This window comes from Hymenobacter sublimis (genome assembly GCF_023101345.1).
Lineage (GTDB): Bacteria > Bacteroidota > Bacteroidia > Cytophagales > Hymenobacteraceae > Hymenobacter > Hymenobacter sublimis.
Map to the genome: position 1 here is coordinate 95,210 of NZ_CP095848.1, position 16,948 is coordinate 112,157.

The following is a 16,948-nucleotide window of genomic DNA, read 5'->3' on the forward strand; positions in this document are numbered from 1 at the left end:
CCCAGCGAACAACGCGCAAGCACTCGTCGTAAATTTTTAGAAACCACCGTCTACTAACCGCTGGCTGCTTTACCCATATGAAGTCAACTTCCTCTTCCTTTTTGCAGGCCCTTGGCAGTGGCCTGGCCGGCGCCCTAATCCTAAACATCGTGCACGAGTCGGTGCGACAACTGCGCCCCGTGGACGCCCCACGCATGGACATTTTGGGCAAGCGGGGCCTGCGCAAACTTTTGTTCAAAGCCAATGCTCCGCAGCCCGATGAGAATACCGCATACGGGCTCACGCTGCTGGGGGACGTTGCTAGCAATGGGCTGTATTACAGTTTGGTAGGCACGGGCCGGGGCGTGTGGTGGCGCGGTATAGCGTTGGGCTTGGCTGCGGGGGTAGGCGGTGTGGTACTGCCCGGGCCCCTAGGCCTGGGCGACGGCCCAAGCAACCGCACCCCGCAAACCAAAGCCATGACCGTGGCCTGGTACCTGCTGGGTGGACTGGTAGCGGCTGGCACCTCGGCGTGGTGGAGTCAGGCAACTACGGAAGAGGAGTAGCAGGAAAGCCCGGCGCGGCAGCTAGGATTCCCGTCTTTCCGGCATCTTTGCGCCGCTATGATGAAACAATTGCGCAAACTGCTGGTCCGCACGCTGGGTTTTGAGCGCTATATCCGCCTGGTCAGTCGCGTGTACCTGCGTTTGGTGGGTGCGGGCTGGGGTCGGCAGAAATACCCGGAGCTGTTCTTTTTGGAGCGGATTGTAAAGCCTGGCTTCGTGTGCATTGACATCGGGGCCAACCTGGGCTACTACTCCGTAGCCCTTTCCCGGCTGGTAGGGCCGCAAGGGCAGGTGCTAGCCGTGGAGCCTATTCCTGCTTTTCAGGCTATCTGGCAGGACAATGTGCGCCTGAGTGGCTACCAGAACCTGACGCTGCTACCCTACGCCCTGGGCGGCGAACAAACCACCGTACAGATGGGCACCCCGGAGCGCGACGGCCTCCTGCATCATGGCATGACGAAAGTGGCCGCCAGCAACCCCCAGGAGCAGTATGCCCGCACCTACGAAGTACCCATGCGCGTGCCCGATGCGCTGTTCCAGAACCTTCCCCGCCTAGATTTCGTGAAGTGTGATGTGGAAGGATTTGAGTATGAGGTGTTTCGCCATATGCAGGCTACCCTACGCCGCTTTCAACCCCTTATTCAAACCGAGCTAAATGGACTGGAAAACCGCCGGGCCGTGGCTGGGTTGCTAGGCACGCTAGGGTATAAACCATTTATCTTGTCCGAGCGTTTTGAGCTTGTGCCGTGCACCGAAGCGCAGCTAAGCAGCGCTGTCACGGCTGATTTCTACTTTCAACCCGTTTCCCCAGCTCCCACTCTAGAGCTTCGCTAATGGTAAAATTCCTGCTCATTCTGCTGGTCCTTTGGCTCATCATGCGCTTCGTAATGCCGCTGGTGCTCCGGTTGATGGTCGGCAAGTTGGTTAAAAAGCAAGCCCAGCGCTTTGGGCAGCAGTTTGGTGGCGCTCCATTCGAGGCGCCTCGCCCCGGGCCAGGCCCTACCCGCCCAGGTTCCGGCCAAGTTCACGTCGACTACGTGCCGCCCCGCCAGAAGCCCCAGAAACCCAAAGAGTTTACCGGTGGTGACTACGTGGACTTCGAAGACGTTAAATAGCTAGGCAACCGCAGTAAAAAGGGAGTGAAGTTTAGCTACTTCACTCCCTTTTTACTGCGGTTAAAACCCGATTCCAATCCGGACGCCCGTGCCGGCCCGCTGCCCAGATTGCAAGCTGGTGTAGAAGTCGGCGCGCAGGATTTTGAATACGTGCTCTACGCCCACGCCCAGCTCCAGGTAGTGGTTGGCAGTAGGCGTGGTGAGGTAGTTGAGCGAGGCCACTTCCTGCCAGTGCAGGCGCCGTAGCAGCGGAATTTTGTTGAGCAGGAAGCCATTAAAGTGGTGGTTATAATGGACTTCCAGAAACTTATCGGCGGTGCTGAAGCGGTAGTAATCCAGCAGCTGGAACTTGGCGAAGTCCTCAGTGAGGTAGGTACGATTACCGCTGAAGTGGCGGAAATCCATGAAAGCCAGCCGGGGTGAGCCGGGGAAAAAACCGGCTGCCGCCCGATAGTTGCTGGTGCCCAACAACCCCAGGCTAACGGAGTGGCGCACACCGGCTTCCAGGAGCGTGTAGTGCACATTGGAACCCAAAATACCGCCAATGCCCTGCCGCCAGGTCAGGGAGAAGGTGGGGTACTTGGAGCCGAGGTTGAACTTGCCATCGGGACGGGTGATGTAGCGCTGGCCCGGCCGGAAGGAAGCCGTAATTTCGGTAGTAAGCGCCTGACTGCGGCCAAAACGGGTGCCGTCGGGCCGCTCGGCATTCACGGGTTCGTTCGGGGTGAAGGTGCGGTCTTCGTGGTCAGTGAGGAGCTTGAAAGTAGTGTTCTGTAGCTCGTGGCGAGTGAAGTAGCTGGCCGTCGTCTGCACGGTCAGGCCGTTCAGGGGCTCCCACTGGTAGCCCAGCTGCAACCCGTCGCGGCGGTAGAGCTTGGCGTAGTTGCGGTTTTGCAGCAGCGTGTAGTACGTGTTGATAAACGGCGTAAGCTGGCTGCTGGGGTCAAAATTCTCGATGGTACGGCCTGCCACCACGCTTATACGGGCTAATTTTACGGCGTCGAGCTGCCAGGAGGCGGCTACGCTGGGGCTAAGCAGCTCGTTGCTGAAACCGTAGCGCAAGGATGGAGTCACGGACCAGGTCCGCCGGTCGTCGGTGCGCTGGGTGTAGGTAGCTTGGGGGTTGATGACCAGCCCTTCTACCGTGTTGTAGTTCACAATGTTGAACACCGGCGCCACGTACCACTGGCGCTTGCGGAAGGTGTTGCTGTACACGTAGCCCGTTAGTAGAAACTTGCTGGGGCTAAGCTCATTGCGCTTGCGGTCCAAGGAATCCTGGTAGGGGCGAGAATTGCGGATAACCTCGGTGCTGTCCTTCACCTGATAGTCTTTCTGCTCTTCTTCCGTGAGCGGCACCGGCCGAATGGACGCCCAGTAGCTGGTGTCCCGCTCATTTACGCCTTTCTCTACCAGCATCACCTCGCCCCGCTTCAATTGGCCCAGGGCAAGGCTGCTCGTGTCGCGGGTAGTGGCCACCTGCCGGCTCTGGCGGCGCATGGTGCGGTTGAGGCCATCCACTTTGGGCTTCTGCTTTTTCACCTGAGCCACCGTTTCGCGGGTTACAGCCGGCGCCTCGTCGGCCGCATCGGGGCCGGGGACGGGCGCGGGGGTAGTAGGAGCGGGGCGGTTCGGGAACGTGGGGGTCACCTTGTAATTGGAGAGGATGGCCGTGATGTAGCCGTTGCCCTTGAAGCCAAACGCCGTGAAGCCCACCGTTACCTTCTGTGACTGCATGACCCACACATCCGACGGGCCGGGCGCAGGTGCGAAAATCTGCTCAATGTGCAGGTTGTCTACGTAGTCGAGTTGGGCATCCTTGCTCAGGTTCAGGGCCACAGAGTGCAGCCGCCAGGTGCCATCCACAATGTAGATGTGGCCCGCAAATACGGGGTCGGTGCGGCGGCGCGGCGTCACCTTAATCTTATGAATCAGCAGCGCGCCCTGGCGGGTGCTACCCTCCAGCTCGTAGCGGTAAAACAGCGGGGCATTGGCGGCAATGGGCGAGACGAACCCCCGCTCCGAAAAACCACTTTTCAGCACATTCTGGTAGAAATTCAGGCCCCGCCCGGCACTAGCCCGGTTGAAGCTGATGCCTTTGGTGTCGCCACTGACTCGGGAGGAAATCATGCGTTCCTGCACCACGTTAGGCTGGCGGAAGCTCATTTCCGATACGGTTTCGGAGAGGTAAAAAATGCCGGGCTTGATGTCGGGCCCTACTTTCACTAGGCCCAGAATCTTGCCCGGTACATCGGTAAAGCGACCCAGGGTTTTGATGTAAGTACGGGCTTTGAAGGCCGCTACCTCGCGCTGGTGGTAGCGCCGCCACTGCATGGCCTGCTGCACAATGGTATAGGCGGGGTCCTTGTCGGTGGAGCGCACAATGACTTCGCGCAACTGGTAGTTTTCCGGGCTGAGCGTGATGTTGAGTACCGTGGCCGTGTCGCCGCCGGCCACGCGCACGGTTTCGAGCCGGGGCTTGAAACCCACGTACTGAAACACCAACTCGTAGCGGCCGGCGGGCAGGCGCAATTGGTAGTTGCCTTGCTCATTGGAGGCGGTGCTGGTGGTGCTGGCGCGCACGGCCACGTTGGCAAACGCCAGGCCTTCTCCCTTCGCATCAGTAATGCGGCCCCGGACGATACCGGCGGTGGCGGGCGCAACGGTACGTAGCAGTAGAAGTAAAATCAGGAAATAGCGGTGCATTTGCGGAATCATCACAAGTGGTATCAAGATAGAGGAAATAGCGCCGGCAATGGTTGGCTGAGGATGAAAATAGATCTTCCGCTACCTTGCCCAGCGCCCCGATACTAGCCACAGCTCCCGATTCTTCACTGCGCCAGCCCAAAGCACCTTAGCTGCCCAAACTTCCCGACTTATGCCTTCCTGCGGAATCAAGGGAGGCTGGGCCATGTTGGGTTATTTACATCCTTTCCGCCGCGCTACTCCGTTTTCTGCCCCATGATTAATCAGCCCAAGAAGAAATTTTATACTCCTACCGAGGCCCTGCAAAAAATTGCCGCTTTCTGCACCTACCAGGAGCGCACGTTCAAGGAAACCGAAAGCAAACTACGCGACTACGGTCTAACCGAGGACGAGGCGGGAGAAATCATGATCCGGCTGAGTCGGGAAAACCTGCTGGACGAGGAGCGCTACGCCAAGAGCTTTGTGCGGGGTCACGTACGTCAGAAGAAGTGGGGCCGCCGCCGTATTCAACAGGAGCTTAAGCAAAAAGGCCTGTCGGAGTACTGCATTAAAGCCGGCATGAAGGAAATTGACGGAGACGAGTATTACCAGAACCTGGTGGACGTGCTGGAGAAAAAGGACCGCCAGGAAAAGGAGCGCCACCCGGGCAAGCGCCGCCAAAAAATTCAGCTTTACCTCGTGGGCAAGGGCTATGAGCAGGACCTGATAAAAATGGCCCTGGATGACCTCGGCAAAGCTCCCGAAGAAGAGGAAAACTAGCCGATGGCTCTGGAAGCCAAGGGGCTACGTAACGTTCTACTGTCATTCCGACGGTAGGGAGGAATCTGGGGTAACCTTCTGGTGTCTAAGCCAGGTTCCTCGTTATGGTCGGAATGATAGTTTACAGTGCTTAATTAGACCCTTACTTACCGGCGGGCGGGTAGGAGTGGGTTTTCCAGCCGCGGCACCAGCACCACCCGGCGGCCGGTCATCGTCTCAAGCATGGGCCGCAGAATCTGCTCGGCGTTTTGCGTAGTCTGGGCCAGAATGCCGGACTGCAGCGCGGCGGTGCGCACGTTGGCTTCGGCGTACTTGTAGCCGGCGTCTACCAGTTCTGCATCCTGGAAAAAGCCGTTTTCCACGCTGTACACCTTACTTTTGGCGTGGTCGACTTGCCAAGTACATAGCTCCGGCGCCGGTAGGGCCAGCCGAAGCACCGAGTCGCCTTCCAGCACGACGTCCTGGGGGCGCACTTTGCGCAAATCGAGGCAGCCCACGGCATTGCCGGCTACAATGAGCGCCACTTTGGCGTCGGGCAGGAAACGGTAGGTGCTTTTCTTGTACTCCACTACATCCCTAAATTGGTAGCGCACCAGCTCCAGTCGGCCCAGGCTTTCTACCTTCTGCAGCACGGTATTGTGCGTCACGGTAATGCGCGGGGTGGGGCTGAGCGGATTGTCCAACTCAGACAAGACCGGACGGACTTGCAGCCAGAGAAACCAGCCCAGGCCCAGCAGAAAAGCTAAGGGCAGCAGGCGGCGTAGCAAACGCGGTAGAGGCATACAGAAGCAGAGCAGTAATGGTCCCGTATACGCAAGCTACCGGCCCAGTGGCGGCCCGGGCGCGCAGTTCCGGCTTGGCAGCCTAGCTTTAGGGCGTATTAGTTACCGTTGATGGCCGCTGCTCCTAATTTTCTGCTACCCCGTGTTAGTGCGCTGGCTTTGCGCGGCCTGCGCCTGCTGGCCCGCTACCACGTGGCGGTGCTGGTAGTATGCTGGCTGGGGGTGCAAGTGGTGAGTTGGCACGTAAACCACAGTCCGCACGCCTACGGCGACAGTGTCCACTACCTCGACTACGCCCACCAGATAGCTGAGCAAGGCAACTTCGTGAAGGTGCACTACACCCGCTACATTGGCTACCCGTTATTTCTGAGTGCATTCCTGAAGGTAGGGCTGGGGCGCACGGCCATGGCCTTAGGCCAATATGCGGTGGCCGGCGTAGCCACCGTAACGCTTTACCGCGCTGTCCGGCGTCTAGGTCGCGGCGCCTGGGAGCCGGCCTTTTTAGCGACGTTGCTTTACATCGGGTGGTCCGACATTCAACGGTTTAACGCCTTTCTACTGACGGAGTCGTTGTTCACCAGCCTGCTGCTGCTGTCTTTTTGGGCAGTGGCACGCGTGCGCACGGTTGGCAGTGGGGCCCTAGCCCTGCTCGTGCTATTAATCACCGTGAGCGTACGGCCCAACGGGTTTGTGGCCCTGGTAGCAGCGGCCTTAGCCCTGGCCGTTGTGGTGCAGCAGCGGGGGCCGCGCCGGTTGAAGTGGTTGGTGCTAGGGGCGACGCTACTGCTGTTGCCAGTGGCCTGGACGGCGCTCAACCAGTTGCTACTTACTTTTCAACTGATAAAAACCTACCGGGAGGGCATGATCATTTTCATGTACGATGGCATCCTGATGCACCCGACTGGGCCGCTAGCGCTGCCCGCGCCGGATGCTACGCCGGTAGAACGGCTGGCATATTTTATCCTGCATAATCCGCGCTACTTCGGGCAGCTGGCTATCTGGAAGCTGATTTTTTTTATGGGTTTTCCTAAGCCCTACTTTTCGGCCTTGCACATTTTCTGGCAGTTTATGACCCTGCCGTTGGTTTACTGGCTGGCGCTGCGCGGGCTGGCTTACCGTTTCGTGGCACGGCCCATGCGGGTGTTTCTGGCGGCCGGTTTCGTAGTGCAGGCCGGCATCATCACGCTCACCATTGAGGACTACGATATTCGGTTTTCGGGTCCTGTGTTGCCCTACGTGTTTGCCCTGGCCGCTCTGGGGGCTCTACCCCTGTGGCGGCGGGCCCAGCAGTGGCTGGAGAAAAGCAGTCACCCGTCACTTATTGCGGAGGTATCAGAGGGTGAAAGCAGGTAGTAAAAGTTGTGGTTGACGCAGTGCTGGCCGTCATGCAAAGCTGGAAGCGAAGCGCATTGCGGGTTGATGTTGTAGCAGCAAACTTGGCGTCAGCCCGCAAGATGCCCTGCTTGAGGCTGTATTTTCAATTAGCGTAGAGGAGTTGTACGCAAAGTGATTTTATGCACCGCTACCGCCAAAACCGGCCCAGGCCTGCAAACCGCCGGTATGGATGGCGACTACCGTACTACCCCGTCGGAAGTAGCCACGGTTCAGCAAATCTAGGATGCCTACCATCATCTTGCTGGTGTAAATGGGGTCAAGCAGAACGCCGTGGCGATGCTCAAACCCTTGAATAAAGCGGCGCAGTTCCGAGCTTAAACGGGCGTACCCACCACCGTGATATGCCGTGTGGAGAAACCAATTGGCGTAGCTGCGTCCACCTGCTTGCTGGGTTAGCGCGTCGATATCGGTCCGTAGGAAATCGGCGCCTTTCAGGGCCGCAAAACCCAGGGCTTCGCGCTGCCCAGCTAGGCCCGTGAGTAAGCCAGCCAGGGTGCCACCGGTACCACAGGCCACGCAGAGGGTGTCAAACTCAGTGACGTCCGCAAGCTCCGCAACTAGCTCGGCGCAGCCCGGCAGAGCCAGGATGTTGGAGCCGCCTTCGGGCAGTACGTAGGCCGGACCCGTTTCCTGTAGTAAGGCCGCCTCAACATCCGGTTCCTGCTTGCGGCGGTAGGTAGCACGGTCCAGAAAACGCAACGCCATGCCATCGGCCCGGGCCTGGGTTAGCGTGGGGTTTAGCGGCCGGCTACCTAACTCTTCACCCCGCACGATGCCAATGGTGCGTAACCCCGTTAGGCGGCCCGCCGCAGCTACGGCCGCCAGGTGGTTAGAGTAGGCGCCCCCGAAGGTGAGTAGCGTATCATGACCCAACCGCCGCGCTTCCTGCAGGTTATACTTGAGTTTGCGCCACTTATTGCCGGGCAACTCAGGATGATTCAGATCGTCACGCAGCAGGAGCAGCCGAACACCCGCCTTATCGGCGGCAGGCTCATGCAGCGGCTGAAGAAGCATAGAGAAAGACGAAGCGTGAGATAGTGGAATTAATGCCTTACTAACACGTCATCCTGCGTAGCGCTAAGGACCTTATCACGCGTAAACGAGTCGTTGTTACGAGGTTGTGCTGCCGTGATAAGGTCCTTGGCGCTACGCAGGATGCCCAATTTTCTACCTGCTAACGTACCATTTCACTACTAGGCCAGCATAGTGTCCTGAATGGAGTGAGGCTCGGGGCGGCGCTTAAGGGCGTAGAACAGGGCGCCCAGCAGGGCGGCAATCAGCAGCACCGAGGAAATCATGGAAACCGTGTTGCCAATGGCGTACTCGGTGGGCTCGAATTTGAACTCAATGGTGTGCGAACCAGCCGGTACGGGCAGGGCCCGTAGCACATAGTTAGCCCGCAAGTGAGGCACGAGCTTGCCGTCGATGTAAGCTTTCCAGCCATCCTGGTAGTAGATTTCCGAGAAAACGGCTAGGCCTTCTGCGGGGGCGTTAGAGCGGTACGTCAGCTCGTTGGGCGAGTACTTGGTAAGCCCGATGCTGGCGCCGGCGGTGGGGTAAGAGGTCTTCACCTGCGGAAACTTGGAGGCGTCCACAACGGCCGTGGTAGCGGCGTTCAAGCTGGTTAGGGCACTGATTTCCTGGTCGGGGTTTTGCACCTTCTGCACCTGACTTACAAACCAGGCGTTGCCGAGGGCGCCGGGGTTGCGTTGCACCTGTTGGGGCTGGCCCTGCTGACCGGGCACAATGACGTAGCGCGTGTTCAGCATGTTGAGCACCTGGGTGTTGTTCTGCGAAATCTGCCGCTCAATCAAATCTTGGTAGCGGCGCAACTTGGCTCCGTGGTAGCCGCCTATACTCTTGTGAAAGTAGGAGGTCTGGGCCTCGTTGAAGGGGTTCTGCACGTTGAGCACCCGGTAGTTAGGGTCCTTGTCCTGCAGAATCTGCTGGTCGGCGGGAGTGGGCACGAACTGCTCGGCAATGGTTTCCTGCTGGAAGTTACCGTCGTTGAGGTAGCGCTTGTCCACTCCCCACAGGTCAATTAGGGTTAGTACCCCTACCAGCGTAGCAGCCAGCCCGGTCGAGAGCTTGCGCTGCAGGAAAAACCAGAGTACCCCAGCGGCGGCGGCCACAAAAAATAGGGAGCGGAATACGTCAGTGCGGAGCAGGGAGGCGCGGTCGGCGCGCAGGGCGTCCAGCGGGAAGCCTTGCTGCTGCAGTTGCGCGTCAATGGGAGCGGCGAAGTCGGACACCAGCCCAACCAAGAACGCCAGGGCGCATAGGCCCGCCGTAATGGCCAGCGCCCGTAGCACCTGCTTTTTCAGCGCGGCCGTGTCGGCATCATCCGCGGGCTTACCGGCCAGGGCGGCCAGGCTCGGGTGGGTGCTGGCGGCTACCGGAGCCGCGGCTACTGGGGCCGCTGCCGTGGTACGGCCGCGCAGTACGCGGGCCAGGGCCAGCACGGCCAGCAGGGGCATGGTCAACTGGGCAATGGTCAGGGCCATGCTCACGGCCCGGAACTTGTTGTAGCCGGGGAAGAAGTCGAACATCAGGTAGTTAAACGTCTCGAAGTTCTTACCCCAGGCCAGCAGCACCGACAGCAACGTGCCGGCCAGCAGCCAGATGCGAGTGCGGCGGTCGGCCACCATCAAGCCCAGCACAAACAGGAAGAACACCACCGCACCCACGTACACCGGGCCGCTAGTAATGGGCTGGTCGCCCCAGTAAGTAGGCATTTGGGCCAGGTAGTCCGTGAGCTGCACGGGCGGTACGCCGGCCGCGGCCAGGGCCTTGCCGGTTTCGGAGTTCTCGCTCAGCTTCATCTGCGAAGCTCCGCCGTAGAAGTTCGGAATGAGCAGGGTAGCCGTTTCGCCGATGCCGTAGCTGTAGCTGAAAGCGTACTCCTTGCCCAGGCCCGAGCCTTCACTGTCGTCGGCAGGGGTAGCGGCTTGGCCCGACGCAGTCGGGGCTGCCGTTTTCAGCTCCGATTTGCCCCGGATGCTGTACTTGCTGTATTCCAGGGTGGTATAGAGGCGGCCGAAGCTCACGCCCACGGCCAGCAGGGCAGCCACGGCCAGCAAAGCCGTGCGGGTGAAGAAGTCGGGCAAACGCTTCTCACGGGCCGCGAAAACCAATTCCACTACCCCAAACACCAGCACCAGCAGCAGCAGGTAGTAGGTTATCTGAAGGTGGTTAGAGCGCACATTCATGGCCAGGCCCAGGGCAAACAGGGCTGTGCCCAGCCATCTATTGCGCCGGAACGCCACCAGCAAACCCGCCAGCACCAGGGGGGCGTAGGCCAGGGCTAAGCTCTTGGTGTTGTGGCCGGCAGCCAGAATGATCAGGTTGTAGCTGGTAAAACCCAGGGCTACGGCTCCTACCACGCTTACCAGCGGCGAGAGGCCCAGGGCAATGCACAGGGCGTAACCACACACCAGGGCCAGGAACAAGTTGGCTACCACGGCCGGCAAGCCCAGCGTAAACAGCTTGTGCAGGTACACGCTCAGGTCGCCGGGGAAGCGGGTGCTGATCAGGTAGGTCGGCATCCCCGAGAACATGGAGTTGGTCCAGAGGGCCTCTTGGCCGGTTTGCTCCCGGTATTGGGCCGCCTCGTGAGCCCCACCGTTGAACTGCACAATGTCGTGCTGGGCCAGGGTTTTGCCCTCGAACAAGATGGGGGAGAAGTACACGGCGGCCAGCACCAGGAAAAACAGGACGGCCAGCAGGTGCGGCAGCACCCGGCGCCAGAGCGGCGCGGTGGCCGGACGGAAAGGAGTTGTCATTCGGCTTACTACGAGTCGGAAAACTGCCTGCCAGCGCCCCACGGCCCGGCTGGGCAGCCCGAAGGTACCCGTTTTTACCTGTTTATTGACTGTGGCCGCCGCGGGAAAGAGAGATTATACAGCACCACTGACAGTAAAATTACGCCGTAGGCAACCAGCTGCGAGGTAGAAGCTCGCTCCCCGAAATACAGAAATGCCAGGGCAAAGCTGACCAGCGGATTCAGGTACATCATGATGCCCACCGCCCCCGATGGCAGCACATTCAGGGCGTACAGGTTCAGAAAAAGTGGTAGCACGGTAAAGCCCACGCTGAGCAGGCCCGTAACCAGCAATAGGTGCGTGTCGTGCAGGCCGGCCAGGGGTTGGGCGCCCAACAGCGGCGCCAGGGGCAAGATGAGAAAGGCCGCCAGCAGCAGCTGCACCGTCAGCAGCACCAATCGGTCGTAGCCCTGCAGGCGGCGCTGGCTGATAAGGTAGATGGCGTAGGTGGAAGCTACCACCAGGCTCATCAGCAGCGTATGCAGCTGGCCGGCGCCCAGCAGGGCGCAGCTCAACGCACTCAGGCCAATGGCTACCCACTGATTGGTCCGGAGCTTTTCGCCCAGCAGCGCAAAGCCCAGCAAGGCCGTAAGAATCGGGCAGATGAGGTAGGCAAACGAGCCTGCCTGCACACTCACCTGGTTAACGACATAAATGAACAGTAGCCAGTTAGAAGTCAGCAGCAAACCGCCTACTCCGGTACTCAGCGCCACCTGTCGGCGCTCGGCGGGTGGGGCGGCTTGCCACTGAGCCCACACTGCGCGCACCGTAGCCCGCCGGCCCAGGCCGTGGATCAGCAGCAGGAGCAGCAAGGAAAGCAGAATCCGGAAGAAGAGAATTTGCCCGCTGGGGTAGCCAGCCAGCCAACGCAACGGAATCGGGAAGAAACCCCAAATGAGAAAGGCCGCCAGGGCCGCCAGGTGATGACGAGAAAGAGACACTGAATACTAAATAAGACGACAAAGATACGCGCTGCCGGCTCTGCGCGCCGCAGCCTTACCTTTGCGCCGCTATGCTCCAGTTCTCTGACCTTCCAGCGCTTACCGGCGGCACTCTGCTGCAGCTGCCCGCCTCGCCGGCGCCCGTGCACCGCCTGCTTCTGGACAGCCGGCAGGTAACTACCGCAGCCGGCAGCGTGTTCTTTGCCCTGCGCGGCCCCCAGCACGACGGCCACCGCTACCTACCTGAGTTGTATCAGGCGGGCGTGCGGCTGTTTGTGGTCGAAGAGGTAACGTTGGTGCCGGGAGGAATAAGTGCCTACTCCGAAGCCGGCTTCCTACTGGTTGCTAACTCCCTGGCCGCCCTGCAAGCCACCGCTGCCGACCACCGTCGCCGGTTTCACTTGCCGGTTTTCGGCATCACAGGCTCCAATGGCAAAACCATTGTAAAGGAGTGGCTGGCCCAGTTGCTGAGTCCCGACGAGCTAATCTGCAAAAGCCCGCGTTCCTATAATTCTCAAGTGGGCGTGCCCCTGAGCGTGTGGGAACTGAACGAGACGCACACGCTGGGCATTTTCGAAGCGGGCATTTCCGAGCCCGGCGAAATGGGGCGGTTGGCCCGCATCATTCAGCCTACCCTTGGCATCTTCACTAACCTTGGCACGGCCCACGACGCGGGCTTCACCTCCTCGGCTGAGAAAGTGGCCGAGAAAATGCGCTTGTTTGAGAACGTGGATACGCTCTTTTACTGCGCCGACCACGCCCTGGTGCACGCGGCGGCTCGCCAGCAGTTGCGACTCACGCGCACCGTACTCAGCGCCTGGACGCGCCAGCGGGCCCGCTTCGACGCCCAGGAAGCCGACCTGCTGGTTACTATTCACGAAGCCTCTGCCGACCGCACGGTGGTACGCCTGGAGCGGGCCCGCCCCCGGCCCCAAGAGTACACGTTCACTCTGCCTTTCGCCGATGAGCCCTCGGTGGAAAACGCCCTGCATGGCCTAGCCGTGCTGCTGTGGCGCCAAGTAATACCCAGCGAAATTCAGCGCCGCCTCGACCGACTCCAGCCGGTGGCCATGCGCCTGGAAATGAAGCAGGCCCTCAACGACTGCTACGTCCTCGACGACACCTATAACAACGACTTGGCCGGCCTGCGCCTCGCCCTCGATGCCCTTTCCCGCCAGCCTCGCCGCGGCCGCCGCACCCTTATTCTGTCCGATGTGCTGGAGTCGGGCCTGGGTGGGGCCGAGCTGTACGCCCGTGCCGCCGCTTTGCTGCCCGCCCACGGCGTCGACCGCCTCGTGGGTATCGGGCCAGATATCAGCCAGCATCGGGCTGTTTTTCAGGGCTTGAGCACGGCGTTCTACCCCGACACGGAAGCTTTTCTGCTGGAGTTTCAGCCCGAACAGTTTCGCCGCGAAACCATTCTGGTGAAGGGCGCCCGCCGCTATGGTTTTGAGCGAATTGTGGCCGCGTTCCAGCAGAAAATTCACGGTACGGTGCTGGAAGTCAACCTTGATGCCCTGGTGCATAACCTCAACTTCTACCGCCACCGGCTTCAGCCCGATGTGAAGCTCATGGTTATGGTAAAAGCCTTTGCCTACGGCAGCGGGTCCTACGAGGTGGCCAACCTGCTCCAGTTCCACCGCGCCGACTACCTGGCCGTGGCCTACACCGACGAAGGCGTAGAGCTGCGCCAGCATGGAATCAGTCTGCCAGTGATGGTGATGAACCCCTCGCCCGATGCCTTCCAGAAGCTGCGTCAGTACCACCTAGAGCCCGAAATCTACTCCTTTGAGCGCTTGCACGACTACTTAGCGGCTGCCCGGGAGCAGGCCCTGCCCGCCATTCACCTCAAACTCGATACCGGGATGCGCCGCCTGGGCTTTGCCGAAGAAGACGTGCCTCAGCTTTGCCAGCTGCTGCGCGACAATGCCGCCCACCTGCGCGTGGCCAGCGCCCTGACCCACCTGGCCGGCGCCGACGAAGCTCAGCACAACGATTTTTCCCGGCATCAGCTAGCGGCCTTCCAGCGCATGGTGCCCCAGCTGGAAGCGACTCTGGGTTACCCCATTCTGCAACACGCCCTGAATTCGGCCGGCATTGTGCGCTTTCCGGAGGCCCAGCACAGCATGGTTCGGCTGGGCATTGGGTTGTACGGGGTTGAAGCCAGCGGCCAGGAGCCGGATGCGCTGCGGCCCGTCAGCACGTTGCGCACCACGGTTTCCCAAATCAAAACCCTGCCCGCCGGCGCTACCGTCGGGTACGGCCGGCGTGGCCAGGCCGCTGACTACGAACGGCGCATTGCTACCCTGGCCATTGGCTACGCCGATGGCTACGACCGGCGCTTTGGCAACGGGGTAGGCGAGGTAGTAATTCGGGGTCGGCGCGCCCCCCTGATCGGCAACGTGTGCATGGACATGTGCATGGTGGATGTAACTGCTATTGCCGAGGCCCAAGCCGGCGACCCGGCAGTTATTTTCGGGGAGGAGCTACCCCTGACGGAACTGGCGACCCGCATTGGCACCATCCCGTACGAGTTGCTTACCAACGTGAGCGAGCGGGTCAAGCGCGTATTTGTAACCGAGTAATGGCCGCTAGCCTAACATTACCCATCTTTCCCCGTAGTTTGACCGATACACAACCACTCCCCCTATTTATGAAAAAGCACCTGCTCTCTCTGCTAGCAGCGACTACGCTGCTCGCCTCCTGCTCTGACCTGAAAAAGCCCGAGGAAAAAGACCAGCCCCAAGAAGCTACCGCCGATACCGCCGTGGTATACCGCGACGGCCAGACGGCCGGTGATGCCGCTGCCACCGCAGCTGGCTCTGTCGACAACGCCGCTGACAAAGCAGGCAACGCCGTAAGCAACGCCTGGGATATGACGAAAGCCAAGCTGGCGGACGTGAAGCTGGAAGAAATTGACCTGCCGGAAGTTAGCGTCCGCGGCGACGACCAGTACAACGTGTACGCCCTGGAAGAAAAAGTACTGTTTGATACGGACAAAGCCACCATCAAGCCTACCGCTACCCGGGCCCTGTCCGAAATCAGCGCCTCTATTGCCCGTCGCCACCGTGGCAAGGACATTCAGGTAATGGGCTTCGCTGATTCGCGCGGCGACAAAAACTACAACCGCGAGCTAAGCGCCCAGCGCGCCGCCGCCGTACGCGACTGGCTCGTGAAAAACGGCCAAGTAGCCGCCGACAAAGTAAGCCTCGAGCCCATGGGCGAAGCTGCTCCCGTTGCTAGCAACGCTACCGCCGCCGGCCGTCAGGAAAACCGCCGGGTAGAAATTGCAGTGCGCAAATAAGCTCACGGATTTCCACAGAGAAAAGCGGATTGGGCGGATTCTATAATCGTCCCCAATACGATTCGGTAGACCCAAATAATGTTGAAATAAAAAAGGCTTGCCATCTGGCAAGCCTTTTTTATTGACGATAAAGAGCGTTGGCTACGAAATCCAACCGATCCGCTTTTCTCCGTGGAAATCTGTGATTAGTCTTTGATCTGGTCAACCTCGGCCCGGATCATGGCGTTGTAGCGCATGCCGTTGTTGGCGAGCGTAATCAGGCTCCAGCCCCGGCCGATGGTGTAGTTCCAGGTGCGGCTTTCCTTGAATTCAAACGTGGGACGCAGAATCTGACCGTAGGGAGTGTAGTTGTCCATGAAGTTCGTGGTGTAGAACTTATCACCGCTCACAATCCACTCCATGGCCACAAAAAAGCCTTCTACCGGCGCCTCAATATTGTACTGCGTCAGGTCGATGGTGTACCACTCGCCGCCTTTGGGAGCCGAAACCACAATGTTTTCCGTGAGCAAGTCGGTGTTGGGCGAGTTGTAGTTACCGTCGGCCTTATAAAGACGGACGCGGAAAGGCTCGCGGGGGAAGCCGTTTTCACCGATGTAAAAGGATACTGACCGTACGTTGCCCAGCTTCTTCGCCTTATCGTTCTTCACGAAGAAGGCGTACTGGCTACCCGGCATACCCTGAATCATACCCTCGCCCGGCGTATTTGACTTCGAGCCCAGGTCAAGGTTCTTGATTTTGGCGCTGCTGATTACCTTAACTTCCTTCAGCTCGATGGCGCGCTTAGGAACCTCAATAATCATATCCTGAATCTTGATACCCGGCTTAACCAGAACCGCCTTGTGAAAATAGCCCAGGGCTACTACCACCAGGGAGTCTTGGGGGTTTTTCTCCGGCATGGCTATCTGGAAATAACCGTACTCGTTGGTAAGAGCACCGGTTTGTTCTTCCTTCAGGCCAATAGAGGCGAATGGAATGGGCTCCTTGGTCTTTTCATCGACGACGCGGCCCGAAATTTTGTTCTCCTGAGCAAAACTTAGTGCTGGAAGAAGCAAAGCAAAAAAGAGAAGAGAAAGTACGCGTTGGAGCATATGCAGACAGTATATGATATCCCAAAATTACAATGAATCCGGGCACTAAATGCAAGTGTTCTGAGAATATTTATACCAATGCAATTTGTCTGCGGAATAATTACAAATCAGCCAGTTAGGAAGTAGCATCGGTTTGTGGCGAACTATAATCTGGGAAAAACCTGATTTTGGCCGAAACCTAAAAGGGTGGTACCTTTGTTTGAAGTAAATCTAAATAACCCCACCCGTGTCCAAGCGCCAACCTCTTGCTCCTACGCCGGCCGCGCCTCGCAGCGTGAAAGACCTCCAGCTGGGGGAGAGCGGCACTATTTGTTGCCTGAAAGATCCTGAGATGGCCCTGAAGCTGTTGGAAATGGGCTGCATTCCGGGCACGCAGGTACGACTCAATAGCCGGGCACCATTGGGCTGTCCTATTACGCTGGTGGTGGGAGATATGGCCGATTATACGTTGTCGTTACGGGTAAGTGAGGCGGCAACGATTCTTCTGAAATAACC

At 59.3% G+C, this 16,948-nt stretch carries 14 protein-coding genes; 8 read left to right on the forward strand and 6 right to left on the reverse strand.

Annotation, left to right across the window (positions count from 1 at the left end; all coding sequences use genetic code 11):
* Positions 1-77 precede the first annotated feature (77 nt).
* From MWH26_RS00410 to MWH26_RS00420, 3 genes are read left to right on the forward strand one after another with little or no spacing between them, the layout of a single operon-like run.
* Entirely contained in the window at positions 78-545 is a 468-nt protein-coding gene (locus MWH26_RS00410; RefSeq protein ID WP_247975603.1) for a hypothetical protein, read from the forward strand.
* A 57-nt stretch (positions 546-602) separates the two neighbouring features.
* Complete coding sequence (locus MWH26_RS00415; protein ID WP_247975604.1) at positions 603-1,379, forward strand: FkbM family methyltransferase; 777 nt, start codon at positions 603-605, stop codon at positions 1,377-1,379.
* Positions 1,379-1,660 (forward strand): DUF4834 family protein, encoded by a 282-nt coding sequence (locus tag MWH26_RS00420; RefSeq protein ID WP_247975605.1) that lies wholly within the window; start codon positions 1,379-1,381, stop codon positions 1,658-1,660. The genes MWH26_RS00415 and MWH26_RS00420 overlap by 1 nt, the downstream gene beginning before the upstream one ends.
* Positions 1,661-1,720: 60 nt before the next feature.
* Here MWH26_RS00420 and MWH26_RS00425 read toward each other — a convergent pair whose 3' ends face one another.
* Positions 1,721-4,390, reverse strand: a complete 2,670-nt coding sequence (locus MWH26_RS00425; RefSeq protein ID WP_247975606.1) for a DUF5686 and carboxypeptidase regulatory-like domain-containing protein — start codon at positions 4,388-4,390, stop codon at positions 1,721-1,723.
* A gap of 228 nt (positions 4,391-4,618) precedes the next feature.
* Here MWH26_RS00425 and MWH26_RS00430 point away from each other — a divergent pair, with 228 nt between their 5' ends.
* Entirely contained in the window at positions 4,619-5,122 is a 504-nt protein-coding gene (locus MWH26_RS00430; protein ID WP_247975607.1) for a regulatory protein RecX, read from the forward strand.
* Positions 5,123-5,268: 146 nt separating this feature from the next.
* On the opposite strand, the gene MWH26_RS00435 is transcribed toward MWH26_RS00430, so the two are convergent.
* Complete coding sequence (locus MWH26_RS00435) at positions 5,269-5,904, reverse strand: DUF4230 domain-containing protein (RefSeq protein WP_247975608.1); 636 nt, start codon at positions 5,902-5,904, stop codon at positions 5,269-5,271.
* 111 nt (positions 5,905-6,015) lie between these two features.
* Between MWH26_RS00435 and MWH26_RS00440 the strand changes: the two genes are divergently transcribed.
* The gene (locus MWH26_RS00440) at positions 6,016-7,257 is read left to right on the forward strand and encodes a hypothetical protein (protein WP_247975609.1); all 1,242 of its coding nucleotides are present in this window, start codon (positions 6,016-6,018) and stop codon (positions 7,255-7,257) included.
* A gap of 159 nt (positions 7,258-7,416) precedes the next feature.
* Here the strand turns inward: MWH26_RS00440 and MWH26_RS00445 are convergent, their stop codons facing one another.
* From MWH26_RS00445 to MWH26_RS00455, 3 genes are all read right to left on the reverse strand, one after another.
* A complete protein-coding gene (locus MWH26_RS00445) occupies positions 7,417-8,313 on the reverse strand; it encodes a 1-aminocyclopropane-1-carboxylate deaminase/D-cysteine desulfhydrase (RefSeq protein ID WP_247975610.1) in 897 nt (298 codons plus the stop codon).
* A gap of 179 nt (positions 8,314-8,492) precedes the next feature.
* The gene (locus MWH26_RS00450; protein ID WP_247975611.1) at positions 8,493-11,081 is read right to left on the reverse strand and encodes a YfhO family protein; all 2,589 of its coding nucleotides are present in this window, start codon (positions 11,079-11,081) and stop codon (positions 8,493-8,495) included.
* Between the two features lie 74 nt (positions 11,082-11,155).
* A complete protein-coding gene (locus MWH26_RS00455) occupies positions 11,156-12,061 on the reverse strand; it encodes an EamA family transporter (protein ID WP_247975612.1) in 906 nt (301 codons plus the stop codon).
* Between the two features lie 71 nt (positions 12,062-12,132).
* Between MWH26_RS00455 and MWH26_RS00460 the strand changes: the two genes are divergently transcribed.
* Together MWH26_RS00460 and MWH26_RS00465 are read left to right on the forward strand one after the other, a co-directional pair.
* The gene (locus MWH26_RS00460; protein ID WP_247975613.1) at positions 12,133-14,646 is read left to right on the forward strand and encodes a bifunctional UDP-N-acetylmuramoyl-tripeptide:D-alanyl-D-alanine ligase/alanine racemase; all 2,514 of its coding nucleotides are present in this window, start codon (positions 12,133-12,135) and stop codon (positions 14,644-14,646) included.
* Between the two features lie 68 nt (positions 14,647-14,714).
* Positions 14,715-15,365 carry an OmpA family protein gene (locus MWH26_RS00465; RefSeq protein WP_244694597.1) on the forward strand — a complete coding sequence of 217 codons (651 nt, stop codon included), beginning with the start codon at positions 14,715-14,717 and terminating at the stop codon, positions 15,363-15,365.
* A 185-nt stretch (positions 15,366-15,550) separates the two neighbouring features.
* Here MWH26_RS00465 and MWH26_RS00470 read toward each other — a convergent pair whose 3' ends face one another.
* Positions 15,551-16,417, reverse strand: coding sequence for a carboxypeptidase-like regulatory domain-containing protein (locus MWH26_RS00470; RefSeq protein WP_247975614.1), 867 nt, complete (start codon positions 16,415-16,417; stop codon positions 15,551-15,553).
* A gap of 262 nt (positions 16,418-16,679) precedes the next feature.
* Between MWH26_RS00470 and MWH26_RS00475 the strand changes: the two genes are divergently transcribed.
* A complete protein-coding gene (locus MWH26_RS00475) occupies positions 16,680-16,946 on the forward strand; it encodes a FeoA family protein (RefSeq protein ID WP_244694600.1) in 267 nt (88 codons plus the stop codon).
* Positions 16,947-16,948: the final 2 nt, after the last annotated feature.

Excerpts from the sequence above, each read along its gene's own strand:
- MWH26_RS00435 (WP_247975608.1), bottom strand. The coding sequence starts at position 5,904 with ATGCCTCTACCGCGTTTGCTACGCCGCCTGCTGCCCTTAGCTTTTCTG.
- MWH26_RS00465 (WP_244694597.1), top strand. The coding sequence starts at position 14,715 with ATGAAAAAGCACCTGCTCTCTCTGCTAGCAGCGACTACGCTGCTCGCC.
- MWH26_RS00460 (WP_247975613.1), top strand. The coding sequence starts at position 12,133 with ATGCTCCAGTTCTCTGACCTTCCAGCGCTTACCGGCGGCACTCTGCTG.
- MWH26_RS00410 (WP_247975603.1), top strand. The coding sequence starts at position 78 with ATGAAGTCAACTTCCTCTTCCTTTTTGCAGGCCCTTGGCAGTGGCCTG.
- MWH26_RS00450 (WP_247975611.1), bottom strand. The coding sequence starts at position 11,081 with ATGACAACTCCTTTCCGTCCGGCCACCGCGCCGCTCTGGCGCCGGGTG.
- MWH26_RS00415 (WP_247975604.1), top strand. The coding sequence starts at position 603 with ATGATGAAACAATTGCGCAAACTGCTGGTCCGCACGCTGGGTTTTGAG.
- MWH26_RS00445 (WP_247975610.1), bottom strand. The coding sequence starts at position 8,313 with ATGCTTCTTCAGCCGCTGCATGAGCCTGCCGCCGATAAGGCGGGTGTT.
- MWH26_RS00420 (WP_247975605.1), top strand. The coding sequence starts at position 1,379 with ATGGTAAAATTCCTGCTCATTCTGCTGGTCCTTTGGCTCATCATGCGC.
- MWH26_RS00440 (WP_247975609.1), top strand. The coding sequence starts at position 6,016 with ATGGCCGCTGCTCCTAATTTTCTGCTACCCCGTGTTAGTGCGCTGGCT.
- MWH26_RS00430 (WP_247975607.1), top strand. The coding sequence starts at position 4,619 with ATGATTAATCAGCCCAAGAAGAAATTTTATACTCCTACCGAGGCCCTG.